The 16053-nt window shown below is 71.3% G+C and carries 15 protein-coding genes; 7 read left to right on the top strand and 8 right to left on the bottom strand.

Annotated elements, in window-relative coordinates; genetic code table 11:
• Window position 1 precedes the first annotated feature (1 nt).
• Window positions 2-532: an SRPBCC family protein gene (locus ACZ4O3_RS22340; protein ID WP_384989038.1), complete on the bottom strand. Its 531-nt coding sequence runs from the start codon at window positions 530-532 to the stop codon at window positions 2-4.
• Between the two features lie 120 nt (window positions 533-652).
• Between ACZ4O3_RS22340 and ACZ4O3_RS22335 the strand changes: the two genes are divergently transcribed.
• Both ACZ4O3_RS22335 and ACZ4O3_RS22330 read left to right on the top strand, forming a co-directional pair.
• The gene (locus tag ACZ4O3_RS22335; RefSeq protein WP_467723815.1) at window positions 653-1411 is read left to right on the top strand and encodes an IclR family transcriptional regulator; all 759 of its coding nucleotides are present in this window, start codon (window positions 653-655) and stop codon (window positions 1409-1411) included.
• A 99-nt stretch (window positions 1412-1510) separates the two neighbouring features.
• The gene (locus tag ACZ4O3_RS22330; protein WP_467723814.1) at window positions 1511-2641 is read left to right on the top strand and encodes a PP2C family protein-serine/threonine phosphatase; all 1131 of its coding nucleotides are present in this window, start codon (window positions 1511-1513) and stop codon (window positions 2639-2641) included.
• Window positions 2642-2660: 19 nt separating this feature from the next.
• Here the strand turns inward: ACZ4O3_RS22330 and ACZ4O3_RS22325 are convergent, their stop codons facing one another.
• Window positions 2661-3095 carry an ATP-binding protein gene (locus ACZ4O3_RS22325; RefSeq protein WP_467723812.1) on the bottom strand — a complete coding sequence of 145 codons (435 nt, stop codon included), beginning with the start codon at window positions 3093-3095 and terminating at the stop codon, window positions 2661-2663.
• Window positions 3096-3289: 194 nt separating this feature from the next.
• On the opposite strand from ACZ4O3_RS22325, the gene ACZ4O3_RS22320 reads away from it, so the two are divergent.
• Window positions 3290-4057, top strand: a complete 768-nt coding sequence (locus ACZ4O3_RS22320) for an IclR family transcriptional regulator (protein WP_362715868.1) — start codon at window positions 3290-3292, stop codon at window positions 4055-4057.
• Window positions 4058-4102: 45 nt separating this feature from the next.
• Window positions 4103-5608, top strand: a complete 1506-nt coding sequence (gene glpK / locus ACZ4O3_RS22315; RefSeq protein ID WP_362715865.1) for a glycerol kinase GlpK — start codon at window positions 4103-4105, stop codon at window positions 5606-5608.
• A 10-nt stretch (window positions 5609-5618) separates the two neighbouring features.
• Here glpK and ACZ4O3_RS22310 read toward each other — a convergent pair whose 3' ends face one another.
• On the bottom strand, window positions 5619-6227 hold the full coding sequence (locus ACZ4O3_RS22310) for a flavin reductase family protein (protein ID WP_384989033.1): 609 nt from the start codon (window positions 6225-6227) through the stop codon (window positions 5619-5621).
• Window positions 6228-6468: 241 nt separating this feature from the next.
• Between ACZ4O3_RS22310 and ACZ4O3_RS22305 the strand changes: the two genes are divergently transcribed.
• Together ACZ4O3_RS22305 and ACZ4O3_RS22300 are read left to right on the top strand one after the other, a co-directional pair.
• On the top strand, window positions 6469-7974 hold the full coding sequence (locus tag ACZ4O3_RS22305; RefSeq protein WP_467723809.1) for an MFS transporter: 1506 nt from the start codon (window positions 6469-6471) through the stop codon (window positions 7972-7974).
• Between the two features lie 214 nt (window positions 7975-8188).
• The gene (locus tag ACZ4O3_RS22300; protein ID WP_467723808.1) at window positions 8189-8572 is read left to right on the top strand and encodes an STAS domain-containing protein; all 384 of its coding nucleotides are present in this window, start codon (window positions 8189-8191) and stop codon (window positions 8570-8572) included.
• Between the two features lie 133 nt (window positions 8573-8705).
• On the opposite strand, the gene ACZ4O3_RS22295 is transcribed toward ACZ4O3_RS22300, so the two are convergent.
• On the bottom strand, window positions 8706-9128 hold the full coding sequence (locus ACZ4O3_RS22295; protein ID WP_385001154.1) for a subtilase-type protease inhibitor: 423 nt from the start codon (window positions 9126-9128) through the stop codon (window positions 8706-8708).
• 323 nt (window positions 9129-9451) lie between these two features.
• Between ACZ4O3_RS22295 and ACZ4O3_RS22290 the strand changes: the two genes are divergently transcribed.
• Window positions 9452-10003 (top strand): hypothetical protein, encoded by a 552-nt coding sequence (locus ACZ4O3_RS22290; RefSeq protein WP_467723806.1) that lies wholly within the window; start codon window positions 9452-9454, stop codon window positions 10001-10003.
• Between the two features lie 85 nt (window positions 10004-10088).
• Here the strand turns inward: ACZ4O3_RS22290 and ACZ4O3_RS22285 are convergent, their stop codons facing one another.
• The 4 genes from ACZ4O3_RS22285 to ACZ4O3_RS22270 form a co-directional block, all read right to left on the bottom strand.
• Entirely contained in the window at window positions 10089-11720 is a 1632-nt protein-coding gene (locus ACZ4O3_RS22285) for an RICIN domain-containing protein (protein WP_467723804.1), read from the bottom strand.
• Window positions 11721-12186: 466 nt separating this feature from the next.
• Window positions 12187-12564, bottom strand: coding sequence for a toxin Doc (locus ACZ4O3_RS22280; protein ID WP_467723802.1), 378 nt, complete (start codon window positions 12562-12564; stop codon window positions 12187-12189).
• A 3-nt stretch (window positions 12565-12567) separates the two neighbouring features.
• Entirely contained in the window at window positions 12568-12807 is a 240-nt protein-coding gene (locus ACZ4O3_RS22275) for a hypothetical protein (protein WP_385001142.1), read from the bottom strand.
• Window positions 12808-12923: 116 nt separating this feature from the next.
• Window positions 12924-16019 carry a glycoside hydrolase family 2 TIM barrel-domain containing protein gene (locus ACZ4O3_RS22270; protein WP_467723800.1) on the bottom strand — a complete coding sequence of 1032 codons (3096 nt, stop codon included), beginning with the start codon at window positions 16017-16019 and terminating at the stop codon, window positions 12924-12926.
• Window positions 16020-16053: the final 34 nt, after the last annotated feature.

The raw sequence follows: 16053 nt of genomic DNA, 5'->3' as shown, positions 1-16053 counted from the left end.
GTCAGGCGTCGGGGCCGGGGATGGGGGCGCCGGAGGGGACCCCCGCGTCCAGATAGGCGTCGTAGAACTCCCGCCAGTCGGCGGCGTCCTCGGAGTGCGGACCGGCATGGCCCTCGCCGCGGGCCAGGGCGTCGAGGGCGAGCAGGCACACCTCCCAGCCGGCGCCGTTGCGGGCGGCCGCGTTCTGCTCGGCCAGCACCTGGGTCAGCGTGAACCGGGTGCGCTTCGCGTCCAGCGCCGCCAGGTCGAAGCGCACTTCGTCGCCGCCCCAGGTGAAGGAGAGGTGCCGCGGTTCGTCGAAGGCGAGCACCGTGCCGGTGGCGTTCGCCTGTCGGGGGTCGCCGCTGAACCGGACGGTGCCGCCGTCGCGGGGCTCGATGTCGAGACGCGAGGGGAACCAGCGGGCGGACTCGTCCGGGTCGTTCACGAACAGCCAGACGCGTTCGGCGGGGTGGTCGTAGGTACGGGTGAACCGGACGGCGAAGCGGCCGTCGTCGAGGGTGAGGCAGGTGCCGGTGAGTTCGGCGGCCATCGGGATCAGCCCTTCGAGGAGTGTGCGGTCGATTCCGTGTTCCCGCTGTGACCTGCGGGTAACGTCCTCGGCCAGGATCCCTGTCTTGCCCGTGCCGCGTGCCCGGCGCACTCTGGTGCCATGGGAGCTCAGGACGGCCCCACCCTCATCGCGTCCGTCCAGCGGGCCCTGCGCCTGCTGGAGGCGGTGAGCGCGCACGAGAACGGCGCGCCGGCGAAACAGCTGGCACGCCAGACCGAGCTGCCCCTGGCCACCGCCTACCATCTGCTGCGCACCCTGGTGCACGACGGGTACGTGCGGAAACTGGACGACGGCGGCTTCGTCCTGGGCGACAAGGTGGAGTCCCTGTATTCGACGGGGCACGCGCAGACGCTGCTCAGCCGTGTCCGTCCGGCGCTCGCCGCCCTGCGGGACGAGCTGGCCGCCGCCACCTACCTCACGTTCTACGAGGACGGTGAGATCCGGGTCGCCGAGATCGTGGACGGCCCGCGTACGCCTCGGGTCGACCTGTGGGTGGGGTTCGAGGACGCCGGACATGCCACCGCGCTGGGCAAGTCCGTGCTGCGCGAGCTGGACGCGGACGCCCGCCGGGACTACCTGTCCAGGCACCACCTCCCCGATCTGACACCGCGCACGATCACGAGTGTTCCGGAGCTGCTGCGCAGGATCGAGTCGTCCCCCTCGGCCCCGGCCGTCACGGACCTCGAGGAGTACGCGCTCGGCACGGTGTGCATCGCCGTCCCCGTCTACTGCGGGGAGACAGTCGGCTCGCTCGGGGTCTCCCTGCCGGTGGAACGGCAGGCCCAGTTGCACGGGATCCCGGCCAGCCTGCTCCCGGTCGCGAACCGGGTGAGCAGAAGCCTCTCGCTCACTATCTGAAATTCCGCTCCTTGTGGCAGCCCACGCCCAGCCCGTTTCCTAGATGAAACGGACATTCCGGGAATACATCTCCGAACAGGCGAGGACTGCGGACGAAACATGAGCCAGGCCCCCCATCACGACGGCGACCACGCGTCGACACGGCTGTTCGGGAACCGCACGGGACTCTCCCTGCTGCCGGTCCTGGTCGTCGCCGTCATCGGCCTCGTCGGCAACACCGGTGGAGAGGGGATGATCTGGCTGCCCCTGCTGGCGGTGGGACCCGCGCTGGCGGCCGCCACCAACCGACCGCGTGGTGTGATCTGCGTCGGGTTCCTCGCCGTCGCACTGAGCGTGACGCTCGGCACCGACCAGGACGTTCCGGCGGATGAGCTGGTCGCCGTCGTGTCCGCCCTGCTTGCCGTCACCGCGGCCAGCACCCTGGCCAGCGTGCTGCGCCGCCGACGGGAGCGCGTACTCGCCGACGTCCGCTCGGTCGCCGAAGCCGCCCAGCACGCGCTGCTCCAGCCCATTCCGCAGACCGTCGGTCCGTTCCAGGTGGCCGTGCGCTACAGCGCCGCGGCGGCGGAGGCCCGGATCGGCGGGGATCTCTACGCGCTGGTACCCACCCCGCACGGCATCAGGCTGATCGTCGGCGACGTGCGCGGCAAGGGACTGCCCGCCGTGGGGACCGCCGCTCTCGTCCTTGGGCTGTTCCGCGAGGCCGCCTACGACGAGCCCGACCTCCTGGCCGTGGTCAGCAGGATCGAACGCAGCCTCGCCCGCAATCTCGGACCGGACGACTTCGTCACCGCCGTCGTCGCCGGATGCCCCCGGTCGGGCCACCTGGAGGTCGTCAACTGCGGACACGCTCCGCCGCTGCTGATATCCGCCTCGGGCGAGGTCACGCCGGTGGACCCCGCTCATCCCGCGCCGCCGCTCGGGCTGCGGGCCTTTTCGGGCCAGGTGCCCGGCCTGCAGCGGCTGCCCTTCTCGGTGGGAGACCAGTTGCTGCTCTACACCGACGGGGTCACCGAGGCCCGCGATCACGCCCGCGAGTTCTATCCGCTCGCCGAGGGGGTGGCCCGCCACGTGTCCGACGACCCGGCGCACACGCTCACCGCGCTCCACGACGAGCTGCTGACCCATGTGGGCGGCCGGCTGCACGACGACGCCGCACTGCTCCTGCTCCGCAGGCAGCCCGCGCAGGGGCAGCCGGCCGTGGCGTCCGCGTCGGCGGTCGCGCTGTAGCGCCCGCCGCAGACCTGGTCTAGAGCCGTGCCCCGGGGACGATGTCGGCCCACCGGGTGATCCCGCCGGGGTGGACATGTATCCCGTGACGTGTCGCGAGGGCGTGGACGATCGTCTCGCCGCGGCCGTGTTCGTCCGGGTCGATCCCGGCGGGGCACCACCCCGAAGGGAGCGCGGGCCCCGCGTCGGACACCTCGATACGCAGGGCGCGAACACCGTCACCGGGTACCCAGGACAGCCGCAGCACGGCCGGGGGGCATGCGTGGATGATCGCGTTGGTCACCAGTTCGGACACCACGAGCAACGCGTCCTCGACGATCTCGGCGGACACGTTCCAGTCGGCGAGTGCGGCCGCCGCCCGTCGCCGCACGGTCGAGACGGCCCCGGCGACGGGCGGTACCGGACACACGTGTTCGTATACCGGCCGAAGGGGCGCCTTGAGTTGTACCGCCATGCTCTCTCCCGGTGGACTGCCTACCGGTACGGCGTGACATGTCTACGCATTCCGGTCTCATTGCAAGCTAGGGACTCAATCCAGGGCGGTCAATGAACAGCGGTCGCCATTACCGAACGCGGATCTTCCCGGCACGCCGGTGGCGGCCTCCCACACGTGAAGCGAAGCGTCCGTGACGGTAATAGGCTCGCCTCATGGCCGGCCCAGTCCAGTCGATCGAACGGGCGGCGGCGATTCTGCGCCTGCTCGCCGGTGGTCCCCGCCGACTGGGGCTCGGCGAGGTGGCGGCCTCGCTCGGGCTCGCCAAGGGTACGGCGCACGGCATCCTGCGTACGCTCCAGCACGTCGACTTCGTCGAGCAGGACGCGGCGACCGGGAAATACCAGCTCGGTGCCGCGCTGCTGCACCTCGGCACCAGTTATCTGGACGTCAACGAGCTGCGCTCCCGCTCCCTCAACTGGGCCGACGCCCTCGCCGCCCGCAGCGGGGAATCGGTGCGCCTGGGAACACCCCTGGAAGGCAGCGTGCTCGTCGTCCACCACGTGTTCCGGCCGGACGACACGTTCCAGACCCTGGACGTGGGCTCGCTGCTGCCCCTGCACGCCTCCTCGCTCGGCAAGGTACTGCTGGCCTACGGGACCGCGAGTGCCGAGCCCGGCCGGCAGCCGGAGCTGGAGGCGTACACCCGGCACACCCTGACCGACCGCGAGCGGCTGGCCCGCGCTCTCGTCGAGGCCCGGGAACTCGGCTGGGCCGCCGAGATCCAGGAGATGACCATGGGTGAGGCCGGACTCGCCGCGCCGATCCGCGGGCACGGCGGCCTCGTCGTCGGTGCCATCGGGCTGTCCGGGCCGGTCGAACGGATCTGCGATGGCCAGGGCCGGCCACGGCAGAGTCTGGTCACCCTGACCCGTGAGGCCGCACGGGCGATCTCCAGAGATCTGGGAGCCGCTCGCTGGTAGGCCCGGCCCACCGCCCCACCGACCCGTCGGAAGGCAGACCCGATCATGGCTGAACGGTACGTAATGTCCATCGATCAGGGCACCAACTCGACCCGATGTATCCTGTTCGACCACCGCGGACGGCTGGTCTCGGTCGCACAGAGGGAGCATCAGCAGCACTTCCCCAGGCCAGGCTGGGTCGAGCACGACGCGGTCGAGATCTGGCAGAACCTACGCCGTGTGGGGCCCGAGGCGCTGAACGGCGCGGGTGTCGACACGGGACAGATCGCCGCCATCGGCGTGGCCAACCAGCGCGAGACGACCGTGCTCTGGAACCGGCGGACCGGGGCCCCGCTCGGCCGGGCGATCGTCTGGCAGGACACCCGTACGGCGCCACTGGTGGAGGAGCTGACGCAGCGCCCCGGCGAGGAGTTCTTCCTGGAACGGTGCGGCCTGCCGCCGTCGACCTACTTCTCCGCGCTGCGTATCCGCTGGCTGTTCGACCACGTCAAGGGTCTGCGGCAGCGCGCCGCGGACGGCGAGGTGCTGTTCGGGACGATGGAGAGCTGGCTGATCTGGAACCTCACCGGAGGGGCGGACGGTGGCCTGCACCTCACCGACGTCACCAACGCCAGTCGCACGATGCTGATGAACATCCGCACGCTCACCTGGGACGACGAACTGCTCGCCTTCTTCGGGGTGCCCCGCGCGATGCTGCCCGAGATCAGGTCCTCCGCCGAGACCTACGGCGAGGCCCGCGCGCTCTTCCCGGGTGTCGCCGTCACCGCCACGCTCGGCGACCAGCAGGCCGCGCTCTTCGGTCAGACCTGCTTCTCCCCGGGCGAGGCGAAGTGCACGTACGGCACGGGCAGCTTCCTGCTGCTCAACACGGGCGCCGACATCGTGCGGTCCCATCACGGACTTCTCACCACCGTCGCCTACAAGATCGACGACCAGCCCCCGGCCTATGCCCTGGAAGGGTCGATCGCCGTCACGGGGGCACTCGTCCAGTGGTTCCGCGACCGCCTCGGCCTGATCAGCAGCGCTCCGGAGATCGAGACCCTGGCGCGGACGGTCGAGGACAACGGCGGCTGCTACATCGTCCCCGCCTTCTCCGGTCTGTTCGCACCGCACTGGCGCAGCGACGCACGCGGGGTCATCGTCGGACTCACCTCGTACATCACCAAGGGCCACCTGGCGCGCGCCGTCCTGGAGGCCACCGGCTGGCAGACACGTGAGGTCGTCGACGCCATGAACGCCGATTTCCCGGTCCCCCTGCAGCAGCTCAAGGTCGACGGGGGCATGACCGCGGACAACCTGCTCATGCAGTTCGTGGCGGACGTGCTCGACGTGCCCGTGGTGAGGCCCATGGTCGCCGAGACGGTCTCCCTCGGCGCGGCCTACGCGGCCGGGCTCGCCGCGGGCTACTGGCCGGACCTGGAGGTGCTGCGCCGCAACTGGCACCGGGCCGCGCAGTGGCTGCCCGACATGGATCCCGCACGGCGGGAGGCGGAGTACGCGGACTGGCTGCGGGCCGTGGAACGCTCCCTGGACTGGGTCCGACCGCGGTGAACCGTGGTGCTCAGTCGGTGCCGGGCTCCTCGTAGGGGATGCGGTTCAGGTGCAGGACCTCGCCCAGCGTGCCCCATTCGTCGCCGCCGAGTTTGGTGAGCGGACGCAGCAGCTCGCTGCTGGGACGGCCGTCGGCGAGGTAGCCCTCGTCCACCGCGGCATGGAGCACCCGGCCGAAGACCAGGGTGCAGTTCCCCATGCGCAGGGTGGTGTGCGACCGGCACTCCAGCACCACGTGGGCGGCCGCCACCCTGGGCGGGCGCACACACCTGCTGGTCTCGCGTTGGATGCCCGCGGTGTCGAACTCGCTGACCGAGCGGGGAAAGTCGACGGCGGTGGCGTTGATCAGCGACAGGAGCGGTTCGGACGAGAAGTTGACCACGAACTCCCCGGTGTCCTCGACGTTGCGCAGGGAGTCCTTCCTGCCGATCGAGGTGAACTGGACGATCGGGGGATCGGTGCTGGCGATGCTGAAGAAGGAGTGCGGGGCCAGGTTCTCGGTGCGGCCGTCCGGTGTCACCGTGGAGATCCAGGCGATCGGCCGCGGAATGACGACCGAGGTGAGGAACCGGTAGAAGTCCGCACTGCTCATCGCCTCAGGGGCGCACTCCACACGCATGCACCGAGTATCGAACCGGCAGGCGGGCGCGGGCCGCAGCCGGCCCGCGCGTGTCGCGCCGGAGGCGCCCCGTGCCTGCGGTTGCCATGATCGACTTGCGGTTCCAGCGAAACGTTGCCGTTTCGCTGGAAGTGGTCTACCCTCCATGTGTACGAAACCGTTTCGTTCGCAGACGGCCGGCGCCGTCGTACCGGACCGGTTTCCCGGAAATCCCGAACGACTTCCCTGGAGTGGTTCCCCCATGTCTGAGAAGACCCTGACCGACGACGTCCGCGTCGGTGCCACGGAGGCGCCGCCGGCCGACGCCTCCTCCAAGCGGTGGTGGATCCTCGCGGTCATCGCCGTCGCCCAGCTGATGGTGGTGCTCGACGCCACCATCGTGAACATAGCCCTGCCGTCCGCCCAGGCCGACCTCGGGTTCTCGGACGGCAACCGGCAGTGGATCGTCACCGCGTACGCCCTGAGCTTCGCCTCCCTGCTGCTGCTCGGCGGACGGATCGCCGACCTGTTCGGCCGCAAGACCGCCTTCCTGATCGGCGTCGTCGGCTTCGCCGCGGTGTCGGCGCTGGGCGGTGCCGCCAACGGCTTCGGGATGCTGGTCACCGCGCGCGCCCTGCAGGGTGCCTTCGGCGCGCTGCTCGCCCCGACCGCCCTCTCGCTGCTCAACACCACGTTCACGGACGCCCGTGAGCGGGCCCGCGCGTTCAGCGTCTACGGCGCCATCGCCGGTGCCGGCGGTGCGGTGGGCCTGCTGCTCGGCGGTGTCCTGACCGACACCTTCGACTGGCGCTCGACCCTCTACGTGAACGTCGTGATCGCCGTCGTCGCCTTCGCGGGCGGCATGGCGCTGCTGCACAACCACCGCGACGCCGGCAACTCCAAGCTGGACGTGCCGGGCACGGTCCTGGTCGCGGCCGGTCTGTTCTCGCTGGTCTACGGCTTCTCCAACGCCGAGACGCATGACTGGGGTTCGCCGCTGACCTGGGGCTTCCTGCTCGCCGGCGTCGTGCTGCTGGCGGCCTTCGCCTGGTGGCAGACCAAGGCCAGGTACCCGCTGCTGCCGCTGGGCATCCTGCTGGAGCGCAACCGGGCGGCCTCGTTCCTGGCCGTGCTGATCTCCGCGGGCGGCATGTTCGGCGTGTTCCTCTTCCTCACCTACTACCTGCAGCTGAACCTCGGCTTCAGCCCGACGAAGACCGGTCTGGCGTTCCTGCCGATGATCGGCGCCCTGATGGTGACCGCGCAGGTCGGCACCCAGGTCCTCGTACCGCGGATCGGCCCGAAGGCGGTCGTGCCGCTGGGCTTCGCGGTCTCCGCGGCCGGCATGGCCTGGCTGACCGGCATCGGCGTCGGCTCCAGCTACGTCAGCGCGGTGCTCCCGCAGCTGATCATCACCGGCCTCGGCCTCGGCCTGGTCATGCCGGCGTCCATGCAGCTGGCCACGGGCGGGGTGACGGCCGACGAGGCGGGTGTCGCCTCCGCGACGGTCAACGCCATGCAGCAGGTGGGCGGTTCGATCGGGACGGCACTGCTCAACACGCTCGCGGCGAGCGCGGCGACGGACTACCTGGCCGGGCGCGACGTCACCGACAAGCTGGTGCAGGCCCAGGCCACGATCGAGAGCTACACGACCGCGTTCTGGTGGTCGGCCGGCATGTTCGCGGCGGGCGCGGTGATCGCCTTCCTGCTGTTCCGCAGGGGTGCGCCGCAGCAGGACGCGGACGCGGCACCGGTCGTTCACATGTGAGGTGAGCGTCGCAGAGCCGCCGAAGACCGAGGGGTCGCCGTCAGCAGGGAGACGGCGGCCCTTCGCCGTTCCTCCAGCACTGCCAGTCAAGCGACTTGAGGGAAATTCACCGGGTCGGGTGAACTTGATCTTGCGTCGCCCGCATCAGGGGTGGCAGCCGCCTCCGGCGGGTACCAACCGGTCCCGTACGCGCCCTGCACCAGGGGGAGCAGAGATGACGCCGGAAGCGGACGAACCAGGCCTGCCCGCCGCCAACTCCTGTGCGCGGAGCCGCCGGTGCGGAAGGTATCTCGTCGTCGAGGTCTTCGGCGAGGTGGACATCGCCACCGCGGAGCTGCTCGCCGAGCATCTGCTCGCGGCCACCGCCGGGGCCGAGCCGGATGTGCTCGTCGATCTGCGGCGGCTGGAGTTTCTCGACTGCTCGGGACTGCGGGTGCTGTGCCGGGCCGAGGCGCGGGCCGCGGAGCGGGGCGGCCGGCTGCGGCTGGTGTGCGCGGGGCCCCGCGTTCCGCGGCTGCTCAGGGCCTCGGGCCTGCTGGGGCGGTTCCCGCCGCTCCCCGGGCTTCCCCGGGACGGGAGCTCCGGGGAGCGGCGGTGATGCCGGGGGTCGGCGGGCAGCCCCACACTGCCCGCCGACCCCCGGTGCGAGATCGCAGGTTCCCCGTCCCAGGGGCCGCACTCCCCAGTTGCGGACCTGTTCCGGCAGTCACGAGGACCGTGCGATCCCGGGCTCAGAAGGAGAAGACGCTGACGCCGTAGGCGTCCCTCATGCACTGGTTGCCGAAAGTGCGTTCATAGGAGACGCGCTTGCCCTGCCAGACACCCTCGACCGTGACCACGACGGGGTCGTAGAGCTTGGTACACCACACGTCGGTTCTGGGCGCCAGGGCGTCGAAGTCGCCGCCGGCGCGGGTCAGTTCGGCGCAGGCCTGGGCGGCCGCCGGGTGGGTGCCGGACGCCGCGGGGGCGCAGTTGAGGGTGACGGCGCGTTCGGGCGTGGCGGTGGCCGCCTCCGTGCCGTGGCCGGTGGTGAGCACCAGGGCCGAGGGCGCGTACAGCGAGCTCGGGGCGGCGACGGCGGCTCCGGTCAGGGGTCCGCAGACGGCGGCGGCCGTGAGGCCGAGAGTCGCTGCCCAGCGCGCGGTGGTTCGCATTGTGTGCATCCTTCCGCTCGATTCGACGGGTGCCGTCCACGGCCCGGTGGGTGCCGGGGCGGCGGGCGCCACTCTGCCGAGTCCTCCGTCGAAACACACATCGAACCCATGGGTTTCAGTAACATTGCGTATTGAATCAGTGGCGTGAAGTCACGGAGTTCCTGCGCGTCGACCGCCCAACGGTGCGGTTCTTGATCGCTCGAAACGGCCGTATGGCCTGTTCTCACCGCCTCGTTAATCGTCCTGAAACATTCCGCTTCCGCCGTCGGCGGACTTCTCCGCGAGCCCTTGCCTTCGCGGCATGACGGAGTAATCGTCATTACATGATTACTCAGGAGCAACGCGAGAAGGTGCGCGGCTGGTTCGCCGGCCGGCTGCCCGACGGCCTGTTCGAGGAACTGGTCGAGGTGACGGTCGACCGCGAGGAGGTCACCGTCGTCGGGCGCATCCCCGGGCCCAGGACGGCCGAGGGCGTCTCGGACGCCGAGCGGGAGGCCGCCGTGGAAGGCCGGATCCAGGAGTTCCGGGAGCGCACGCGGGAGACCCGGATCGAGGTGGCCCGGGAGGCCGAGCACCAGTTCCGCCGCAAGGTGTCCTGGGGCGTGGAGTGCTCCGGACAGCGCGCCCTGTTCACGCATGTGGCCGCGCCGGTGATGACCCGGTTGCGCCAGCCCGAACGCCAGGTGCTGGACACGCTGATCGCCGGGGGCGTGGCCCGCAGCCGCAGCGAGGCCCTGGCCTGGTGCGTGCGACTGGTCCAGAGGCACACCAACGACTGGCTGACCGGACTCCGCGACTCGCTGGAGCATGTCGAACGGGTCCGGGCCCAGGGGCCCGACACCGATCAGCCCCGAGACCGCCCGGCACCGCAGTGACCGCCGGACCGGCCCGGCACCTCGGGTGAAGCACCCAGGCCGTGTCCGCAAAGTCCTGTCGTCCGCTCGTGATCAATACACCTAGCTAGTTGCCGGAGAGTTCCGCCGGCTGGGCCGAAGGCCCTCCGGTTCCGGCGATGGAGAAGGAGCCCGAGCTCTGCGTCGGGGCCGACGGGTCCGTCAGCCAGTGCTGGGCGCTGGAGCGGTCACGGACCTTCACGACGACGTCGGCGCCCTGGTCGGCGCCGGCCGTGGCGAGGGCGAGGGTCCGGTCCCAGCGGGGCAGCAACTCACCCTGGGCGGTGAGGTCGTAGCGCACGTCCGCACCGCGTTCGGTACCGGCGTCCGCGCAGGTGCCGAGGATGACCACCCCGCCGTCCGCGTGCGAGTCCAGGCACAGTCCGCGGTCCGCCACGCTGCGCAGCTCGCCGTCGCTCTCGTACGCCCACTCCTGGGTCGAGGACGAGGAGCACACCGCCAGGACGACGCCCGCACCGGCCTTCGGCGCGCCGTTGATGTCCAGGCACAGCTGGGCGGCGACGTTGCGCAGCCGGGTCTCGTGGGCGGCGGCGGGCAGCCCGGCGGCCGTACCGGTGGTGGGCGTCGCGTCGGGGTCCGAGTCGCCCGGCACCAGGCCGGCGGAGGCCACGGCGTCGCTGCCGTCACCGCCGCCCGACAGCGCGCTGACGGCGAGGACGGAGGCCAGCAGGCCCGCCCCGGCGACGCCGACACTGGTCAGCAGTGTCTTCGACGACCAGGACCCCGGCGGACGGCGCACCGGCACGGTGATGCGGGCCAGGATCCGGTTCCGTGCCGTCACCCGGCGGCGCCCCCCTCCGGAGCGCCGGGAGCCCGACCGGGTACGGGGCTCGCCCTCGCCGCTCCTGCGTCCCGGCCGCGAGTCGAGGTAGCGGCGGGCCCCCCAGCCGAGCACCGCTTCGACGAGCAGCGCCCCCAGGCCGCCCTCGACCTGGCCGAGTTGTTCGGCGGCGGCCCGGCAGTACGGGCACTCCGCGAGATGCGCCTGGACATCCGGCAGCAGTGCGCCGCCCCGGCGCAGCGGAACGTCCAGCAGCCGGTTGTAGTAGCGGCACTCCTGGGACGGCGCGAGTTCGCGGTGGGCGCGGACACAGCCCTCCCGGAATTTCTCCCGGGCGTCTTCGAGCGCGGCCTCCGCGGTTGCCGTGTCCATGCCCAACAGACCGGCCGGTACGGATATCGGTTCCGCCTCGACCTCGACGTGCCACAACAGACTCTGGGCGAGCAGGGGAAGGCCCAGGAATGAACGCTCCGCGAGGGTACGGTTTTCCGGTGTCATGGACTTCGTGGCGCGCATACCACGCCCACCGGCCGGTTTCCCGAGGTCCGGAAGAACCTCTGATATTCGGTCCTCGGCGGACCAGTTGGCGACCGTGTCACGGACGGAGACCAGCAGCCGGGGCCGGAGCGCGTCGGCGGTCTCCCCCAGCGCCACCCGGTCCAGCACCTGGTGGAACGCGGCGGCCGCGACCATGTGGGCGACGGGCCCGGAGACTGCCAGACAGATGACCGCGTATTCCTGCACCGGACGCCAGTGCCGGGCCATGAGCAGCGCGGCGGACCGGGAGGCCTCGATGTCGGATCCGGCGCGCAGCGGGGCGGCGAGGGACTCGTCGGACTCCCCGGCACCACCTCCCGGCGGCGGATAAGGGGGGCGAGGCGGGTGGGGGGTGGGCACTGAGCGGATTCCTTTGGTGCGGTGGTGCGTACCTCTTCGGTGCGCGTACGGCGAGCGGGAATTGACCGGTATGGCGTCGGTCGCGTTCCCCAACTGCGGAATAGTTCCTGGCCATTACCCCCCGCGGGGATGTTTCACCCTCGCACAAGTCTCACACAAGCAACAAGGCGCCTGTACGACATCGACGGCATTGACAGAATGTCAGAAAGGCGGCCGTGGCCATTGTCCTGTCACGGCCGTATTCACTTTTACGCACACCCCGTGTGAACGGTGCGTCCACTCCGGCCCCTCGCACACGCTCCCGGCCCACCCGTGCGGGTGGTCCACTGGTCGCCGGCCTCCTCGTACGGCCCCGCACGGAACGGCGGCTCTTCCGTGCGAAACAGGTCGCCGGCCCCGTTCCTTCCGCCCGCGGCCGGCGACCCCCGAGGCGCCGGAGGCGGCCCGACCCGCAGGTCCGGGTGGGTCAGAACTGCCAGGAACGGAGCCGGTCCGCCGCCGCGTAGACGTCGGCCTTGCCGTCGGTCAGGTCGCGGGCGAGATCGACGAGGGCCCCATAGGGCGGGTCGATGCCGACGCCGCTGACGAACATGTAGGCCACGGCGGTCGCGCAGGCGAACCGGGCGTTGGCCGAGGGCAGCGGCTTGAGCAGGGCGAGGGTGTGCAGCAGGGCGGCGGCCCGCCAGGCCGGGTCGGAGTCGACCCCGAGCCGGGGCGGGTCGACGCGGTGCCGGGCGACGGCGGCGACCAGTGCGGAGAAGTCGTCGACGGTGGGCTGGTCCGGCAGCACCTCCTCATGGCGCTGCAGGAGCCAGGGCACGTCGATGTGGATGACCGGCGGCATGGCTCAGGCGGCCTCGCCCCTCGCGGGCGGCTCGTCATCGGGGAACGCGGCCGCGAACTCGGCGGCGTGCGCGGCGAAGAACCGGCGGAACTCCTCCGCCCCCTCCTGCAGCGCCCGGTGCCGGGCGATGTCGGCGGCGGCCGCCTCACGGACGAGGGCCTTCATGGACGTCCCGCGCTCCTTGGCGATCTGCCGCAGATCCTCTAGCTCGCGGTCGCTGAACTCCACGTTGAGAGCTGGCATGTCCTTCACGGTACCGCGCGGGTACTCACTCGTAAATATCCGCAGGTCGGGGCGGAATCCCGCGGTACCTACGGGCGCGGCTCGCCGGTCAGGCGTACGAGCCGCGCCCGGCGGCGTCAGATGTCGAGCCTGCTGATCCGCAGCGCCCCCGCGGACTGTCCCGGGTGGGCGCTGGTCAGGGTCAGCCGGAGCCGGGAGCCGGCGGTGCGGGAGAAGGTGATCACGGTCGGGGTGTCCGACGAGGTGGCCCAGTCCACCGCCGTACCCTCCACCGCGCGGTAGGCCCTGCCGTCCCAGACCGCCACCTCGACCGAGGCGGGCAGCGCATGGGTCGCGTCCACGGTGAAGGAGACCTCCGCCCGGTCGAAGGTGCGGTTGCGTCCGAAGTCGACCGACACCCAGTCCTCGGTGCGGGCACCGCTGAACGCGGGCAGCAGGGCGGTGGCCGACTTGGCGAAGGCGTTGGACCAGCCGGTGGCCGGGTCGCCGTCGAGCATGGCGGCCGGGAGGGTGTCCGGCCGGCCCGAGTAGCTGGCGTCCGGGTGCGGATGGACCGGCGGCGCCGGACGGTCCGGGCCGAAGTCGGGGGCCGGGGTGCGGACCGCGACGCGGGCGCGCGTGGTGCGGACGGTGGCGGTGTCCCCGCGCAGGCCGTCCGCCCGTGCGCTCACCTTGAGCGCACCCGGCTCCGTACCCGCGCGGACGACGGCGAGCGCCTTGCCGTGGAAGGCGGTCCGGGTGCTGGCCTGGTAGCGCTCGGCGCTCTCCTCGCGGCCGTTGTCGAGCCCGGCGAGCGAGCCGCCGGAGACGGCGAAGGAGAGGAGGTGCGCGGCGTCGGGCACCACCACGCCGTGCGCGTCGACGATCTCGGCGGTCACGAAGACCAGTGACCGACCGTCGGCGGCGAGGGACCCGCGGTCGGCGGTGAGGCGCACGGCGTGCGGGGTGCCGGCGGTGCGCAGGACGTCGGTCGCCACCACCTTGCCGTCGCGCCGGGCCACCGCCTTCAACTCCCCCGGCCGGTAGGGCACGTCCCAGGTCAGGTGGAGTCTGCCCGCGCTGCCGTTCGGGCTGGTGTAACTGCCGGGGTAGGGGCCGGTGGTGAAGGTCTTGTCGTCACCGGTGGCCTCGGTGGTCTCCAGGTAGGTACGGCCGTCCGTCGTCGTCTTGGTGTCGAACCTCCGCACCCCCAGCGACTTCCCGTTCAGGAACAGCTCGACGTCGGCCACGTTGGCGTACGCCCACACCTCGACCGTGTCCCCCGGCTCGTGGTTCCAGGTCATCGGCAGCAGGTGCACCATGGGCTCGCGCACCCACTGGCTGCGGAAGAGGTGGTACATGTCCTTCGGGAAGCCGGCCGTGTCGACCGCCCCGAAGAAGGACGCCTTGACCGGGAACACGTTGTACGGGGTCGGCTCGCCGATGTAGTCGATGCCCGACCAGAGGAACTGGCCGGCGAACCACTTCCGGTCCCGGTCCTTCTTGTGGCCGTACTCGCCGCTCATCGTCCAGGAGGCCAGGTTGTTGTCGTACGACGAGGTCGCGCGGCGGCCGGGGGTGTGGTTCTCACCCGTGTTGAGGTGCTCCGGCTCCTGGTACGCGCCGCGGGTGGAGGTCTCCGAGGAGGACTCGGACTCGAACAGGAACAGGTGCGGGTAGGCCGCGTGCAGCGCGTCCACGGACTTGGCGGTGTTGTAGTTGAGGCCGAGTCCGTCGAGCTTGGCGAGCATCAGGTCGGCGGCGGAGCCCGGCTTCGGCACGCTGCGGTACTTGTCGGAGCCGATGACCAGCGGGCGGGTGTCGTCGGCGGCCCTGACGGCGGCGATGATCCGGTCGGCCATGGCGAGGCCCGCGGTGGAGGTGGAGTCGGGGATCTCGTTGCCGATGGACCACAGCACGACGGCGGGCGAGTTACGGGCCGCGAGGACCATCTCGGTGGCGTCGCTCTCGCACCACTCGTCGAAGAACCGGCCGTAGTCGTAGGTGGTCTTGCCGGTCCGCCAGCAGTCGAAGGCCTCCACCATCATCACGATGCCGAGTTCCTCGCAGACCTCGATCATCTGCGGCGAGGGCGGGTTGTGGGAGGTGCGGAAGGCGTTGACGCCCATCGACTTCATGATGGTCATCTGCCGGCGCACCGCGTCGGCGCTGATCGCGGCGCCGAGGGCACCCTGGTCGTGGTGGAGGTCGACACCCTTGATCTTGACGGGCACGCCGTTGAGGGAGAAGCCCTCGTCCGGGTCGAAGCGGCAGTCGCGGATGCCGAAGACCGTGCGGTAGCTGTCGGTGGTGGTGCCGCCGACCCGGAGTTCGGTGTGCAGGGTGTAGCGGTGCGGAGCCTCGAAGGACCACAGTCTCGGCGCCGCGACAGCCAGTTCATGGGTCTCGGTGGCCTCACCGGTGACGGTGGCCGTGGAGGACGTACGGGCGGCCGTACGGCCGTCGGGGCCGACGATCCGGGAGACCACCGTGACGTCCGCGCCCGTCCCGGACTCGTCGACGACGGTGGTCCGCACCCGCACCACGGCCCGCTCCGCGGTGATGTCCGGTGTGGTGACGTACGTCCCCCAGCGCGCCACGTGCACGGGGTCGGTCACCACCAGCCGGGCCTCGCGGTAGATGCCGCTGCCCGAGTACCAGCGGCTGCTGGGCAGCTGGTTCTGCACCTTGACCGCGAGCACGTTCTCCGTGGCGCCGTCGGTGTGCAGCAGTCCGGTGAGGTCGAGGGCGAAGCCGGTGTAGCCGTACGGGTGCCGGCCGACCTGGGTGCCGTTGCAGTAGACGTACGAGTCCATGTAGACGCCGTCGAACTCCACCGAGATCCGCTTGCCCGCCCAGCCGGGCGGCAGGGTGAAGGCCAGCCGGTACCAGCCGAGGCCGCCCGGGAAGAAGCCGGTGCCGCTGGTGGTGCCGTGCTCGGTGGTGGGGGTCTGCTCGATGCTCCAGTCGTGCGGTACCGCGACCCGGCGCCAGGCCGAGTCGTCGTACCCGGGGTCGGCGGCGTCGGCGTAGGCGCCGGTCGGGTCGGTGATCCCGCCCGGGTCGACCAGCGCGAACCGCCAGCCGTCCCGCAGGGCGAGCGTGCGGCGGCCGGTGACCTGCGTGGCCGTATCCGCCGCCGGGACCGCCCAGGCTCCCGGGGCGCCCAGCAGGGCGCCGGCCGTCGGGGCTGCCGTGGCGGCTGCCAGAAGCGATCTGCGTGTGACTGTCATGGTGCGGCTCTCCCTCATCAGGGCCCAGAACTAC

This window comes from Streptomyces sp. NPDC026515 (assembly GCF_055567595.1).
Note: the sequence above shows the minus strand (reverse complement) of the source record. Positions and strands in the feature narration are given on the sequence as shown.

Excerpts from the sequence above, each read along its gene's own strand:
- ACZ4O3_RS22325 (WP_467723812.1), bottom strand. The coding sequence starts at position 3,095 with ATGGCGGTACAACTCAAGGCGCCCCTTCGGCCGGTATACGAACACGTG.
- ACZ4O3_RS22295 (WP_385001154.1), bottom strand. The coding sequence starts at position 9,128 with ATGCGAACCACCGCGCGCTGGGCAGCGACTCTCGGCCTCACGGCCGCC.
- ACZ4O3_RS22340 (WP_384989038.1), bottom strand. The coding sequence starts at position 532 with ATGGCCGCCGAACTCACCGGCACCTGCCTCACCCTCGACGACGGCCGC.
- ACZ4O3_RS22330 (WP_467723814.1), top strand. The coding sequence starts at position 1,511 with ATGAGCCAGGCCCCCCATCACGACGGCGACCACGCGTCGACACGGCTG.
- ACZ4O3_RS22335 (WP_467723815.1), top strand. The coding sequence starts at position 653 with ATGGGAGCTCAGGACGGCCCCACCCTCATCGCGTCCGTCCAGCGGGCC.
- ACZ4O3_RS22305 (WP_467723809.1), top strand. The coding sequence starts at position 6,469 with ATGTCTGAGAAGACCCTGACCGACGACGTCCGCGTCGGTGCCACGGAG.
- ACZ4O3_RS22310 (WP_384989033.1), bottom strand. The coding sequence starts at position 6,227 with ATGCGTGTGGAGTGCGCCCCTGAGGCGATGAGCAGTGCGGACTTCTAC.
- ACZ4O3_RS22290 (WP_467723806.1), top strand. The coding sequence starts at position 9,452 with ATGATTACTCAGGAGCAACGCGAGAAGGTGCGCGGCTGGTTCGCCGGC.
- ACZ4O3_RS22270 (WP_467723800.1), bottom strand. The coding sequence starts at position 16,019 with ATGACAGTCACACGCAGATCGCTTCTGGCAGCCGCCACGGCAGCCCCG.
- ACZ4O3_RS22275 (WP_385001142.1), bottom strand. The coding sequence starts at position 12,807 with ATGCCAGCTCTCAACGTGGAGTTCAGCGACCGCGAGCTAGAGGATCTG.
- ACZ4O3_RS22320 (WP_362715868.1), top strand. The coding sequence starts at position 3,290 with ATGGCCGGCCCAGTCCAGTCGATCGAACGGGCGGCGGCGATTCTGCGC.
- ACZ4O3_RS22280 (WP_467723802.1), bottom strand. The coding sequence starts at position 12,564 with ATGCCGCCGGTCATCCACATCGACGTGCCCTGGCTCCTGCAGCGCCAT.
- glpK (WP_362715865.1), top strand. The coding sequence starts at position 4,103 with ATGGCTGAACGGTACGTAATGTCCATCGATCAGGGCACCAACTCGACC.
- ACZ4O3_RS22300 (WP_467723808.1), top strand. The coding sequence starts at position 8,189 with ATGACGCCGGAAGCGGACGAACCAGGCCTGCCCGCCGCCAACTCCTGT.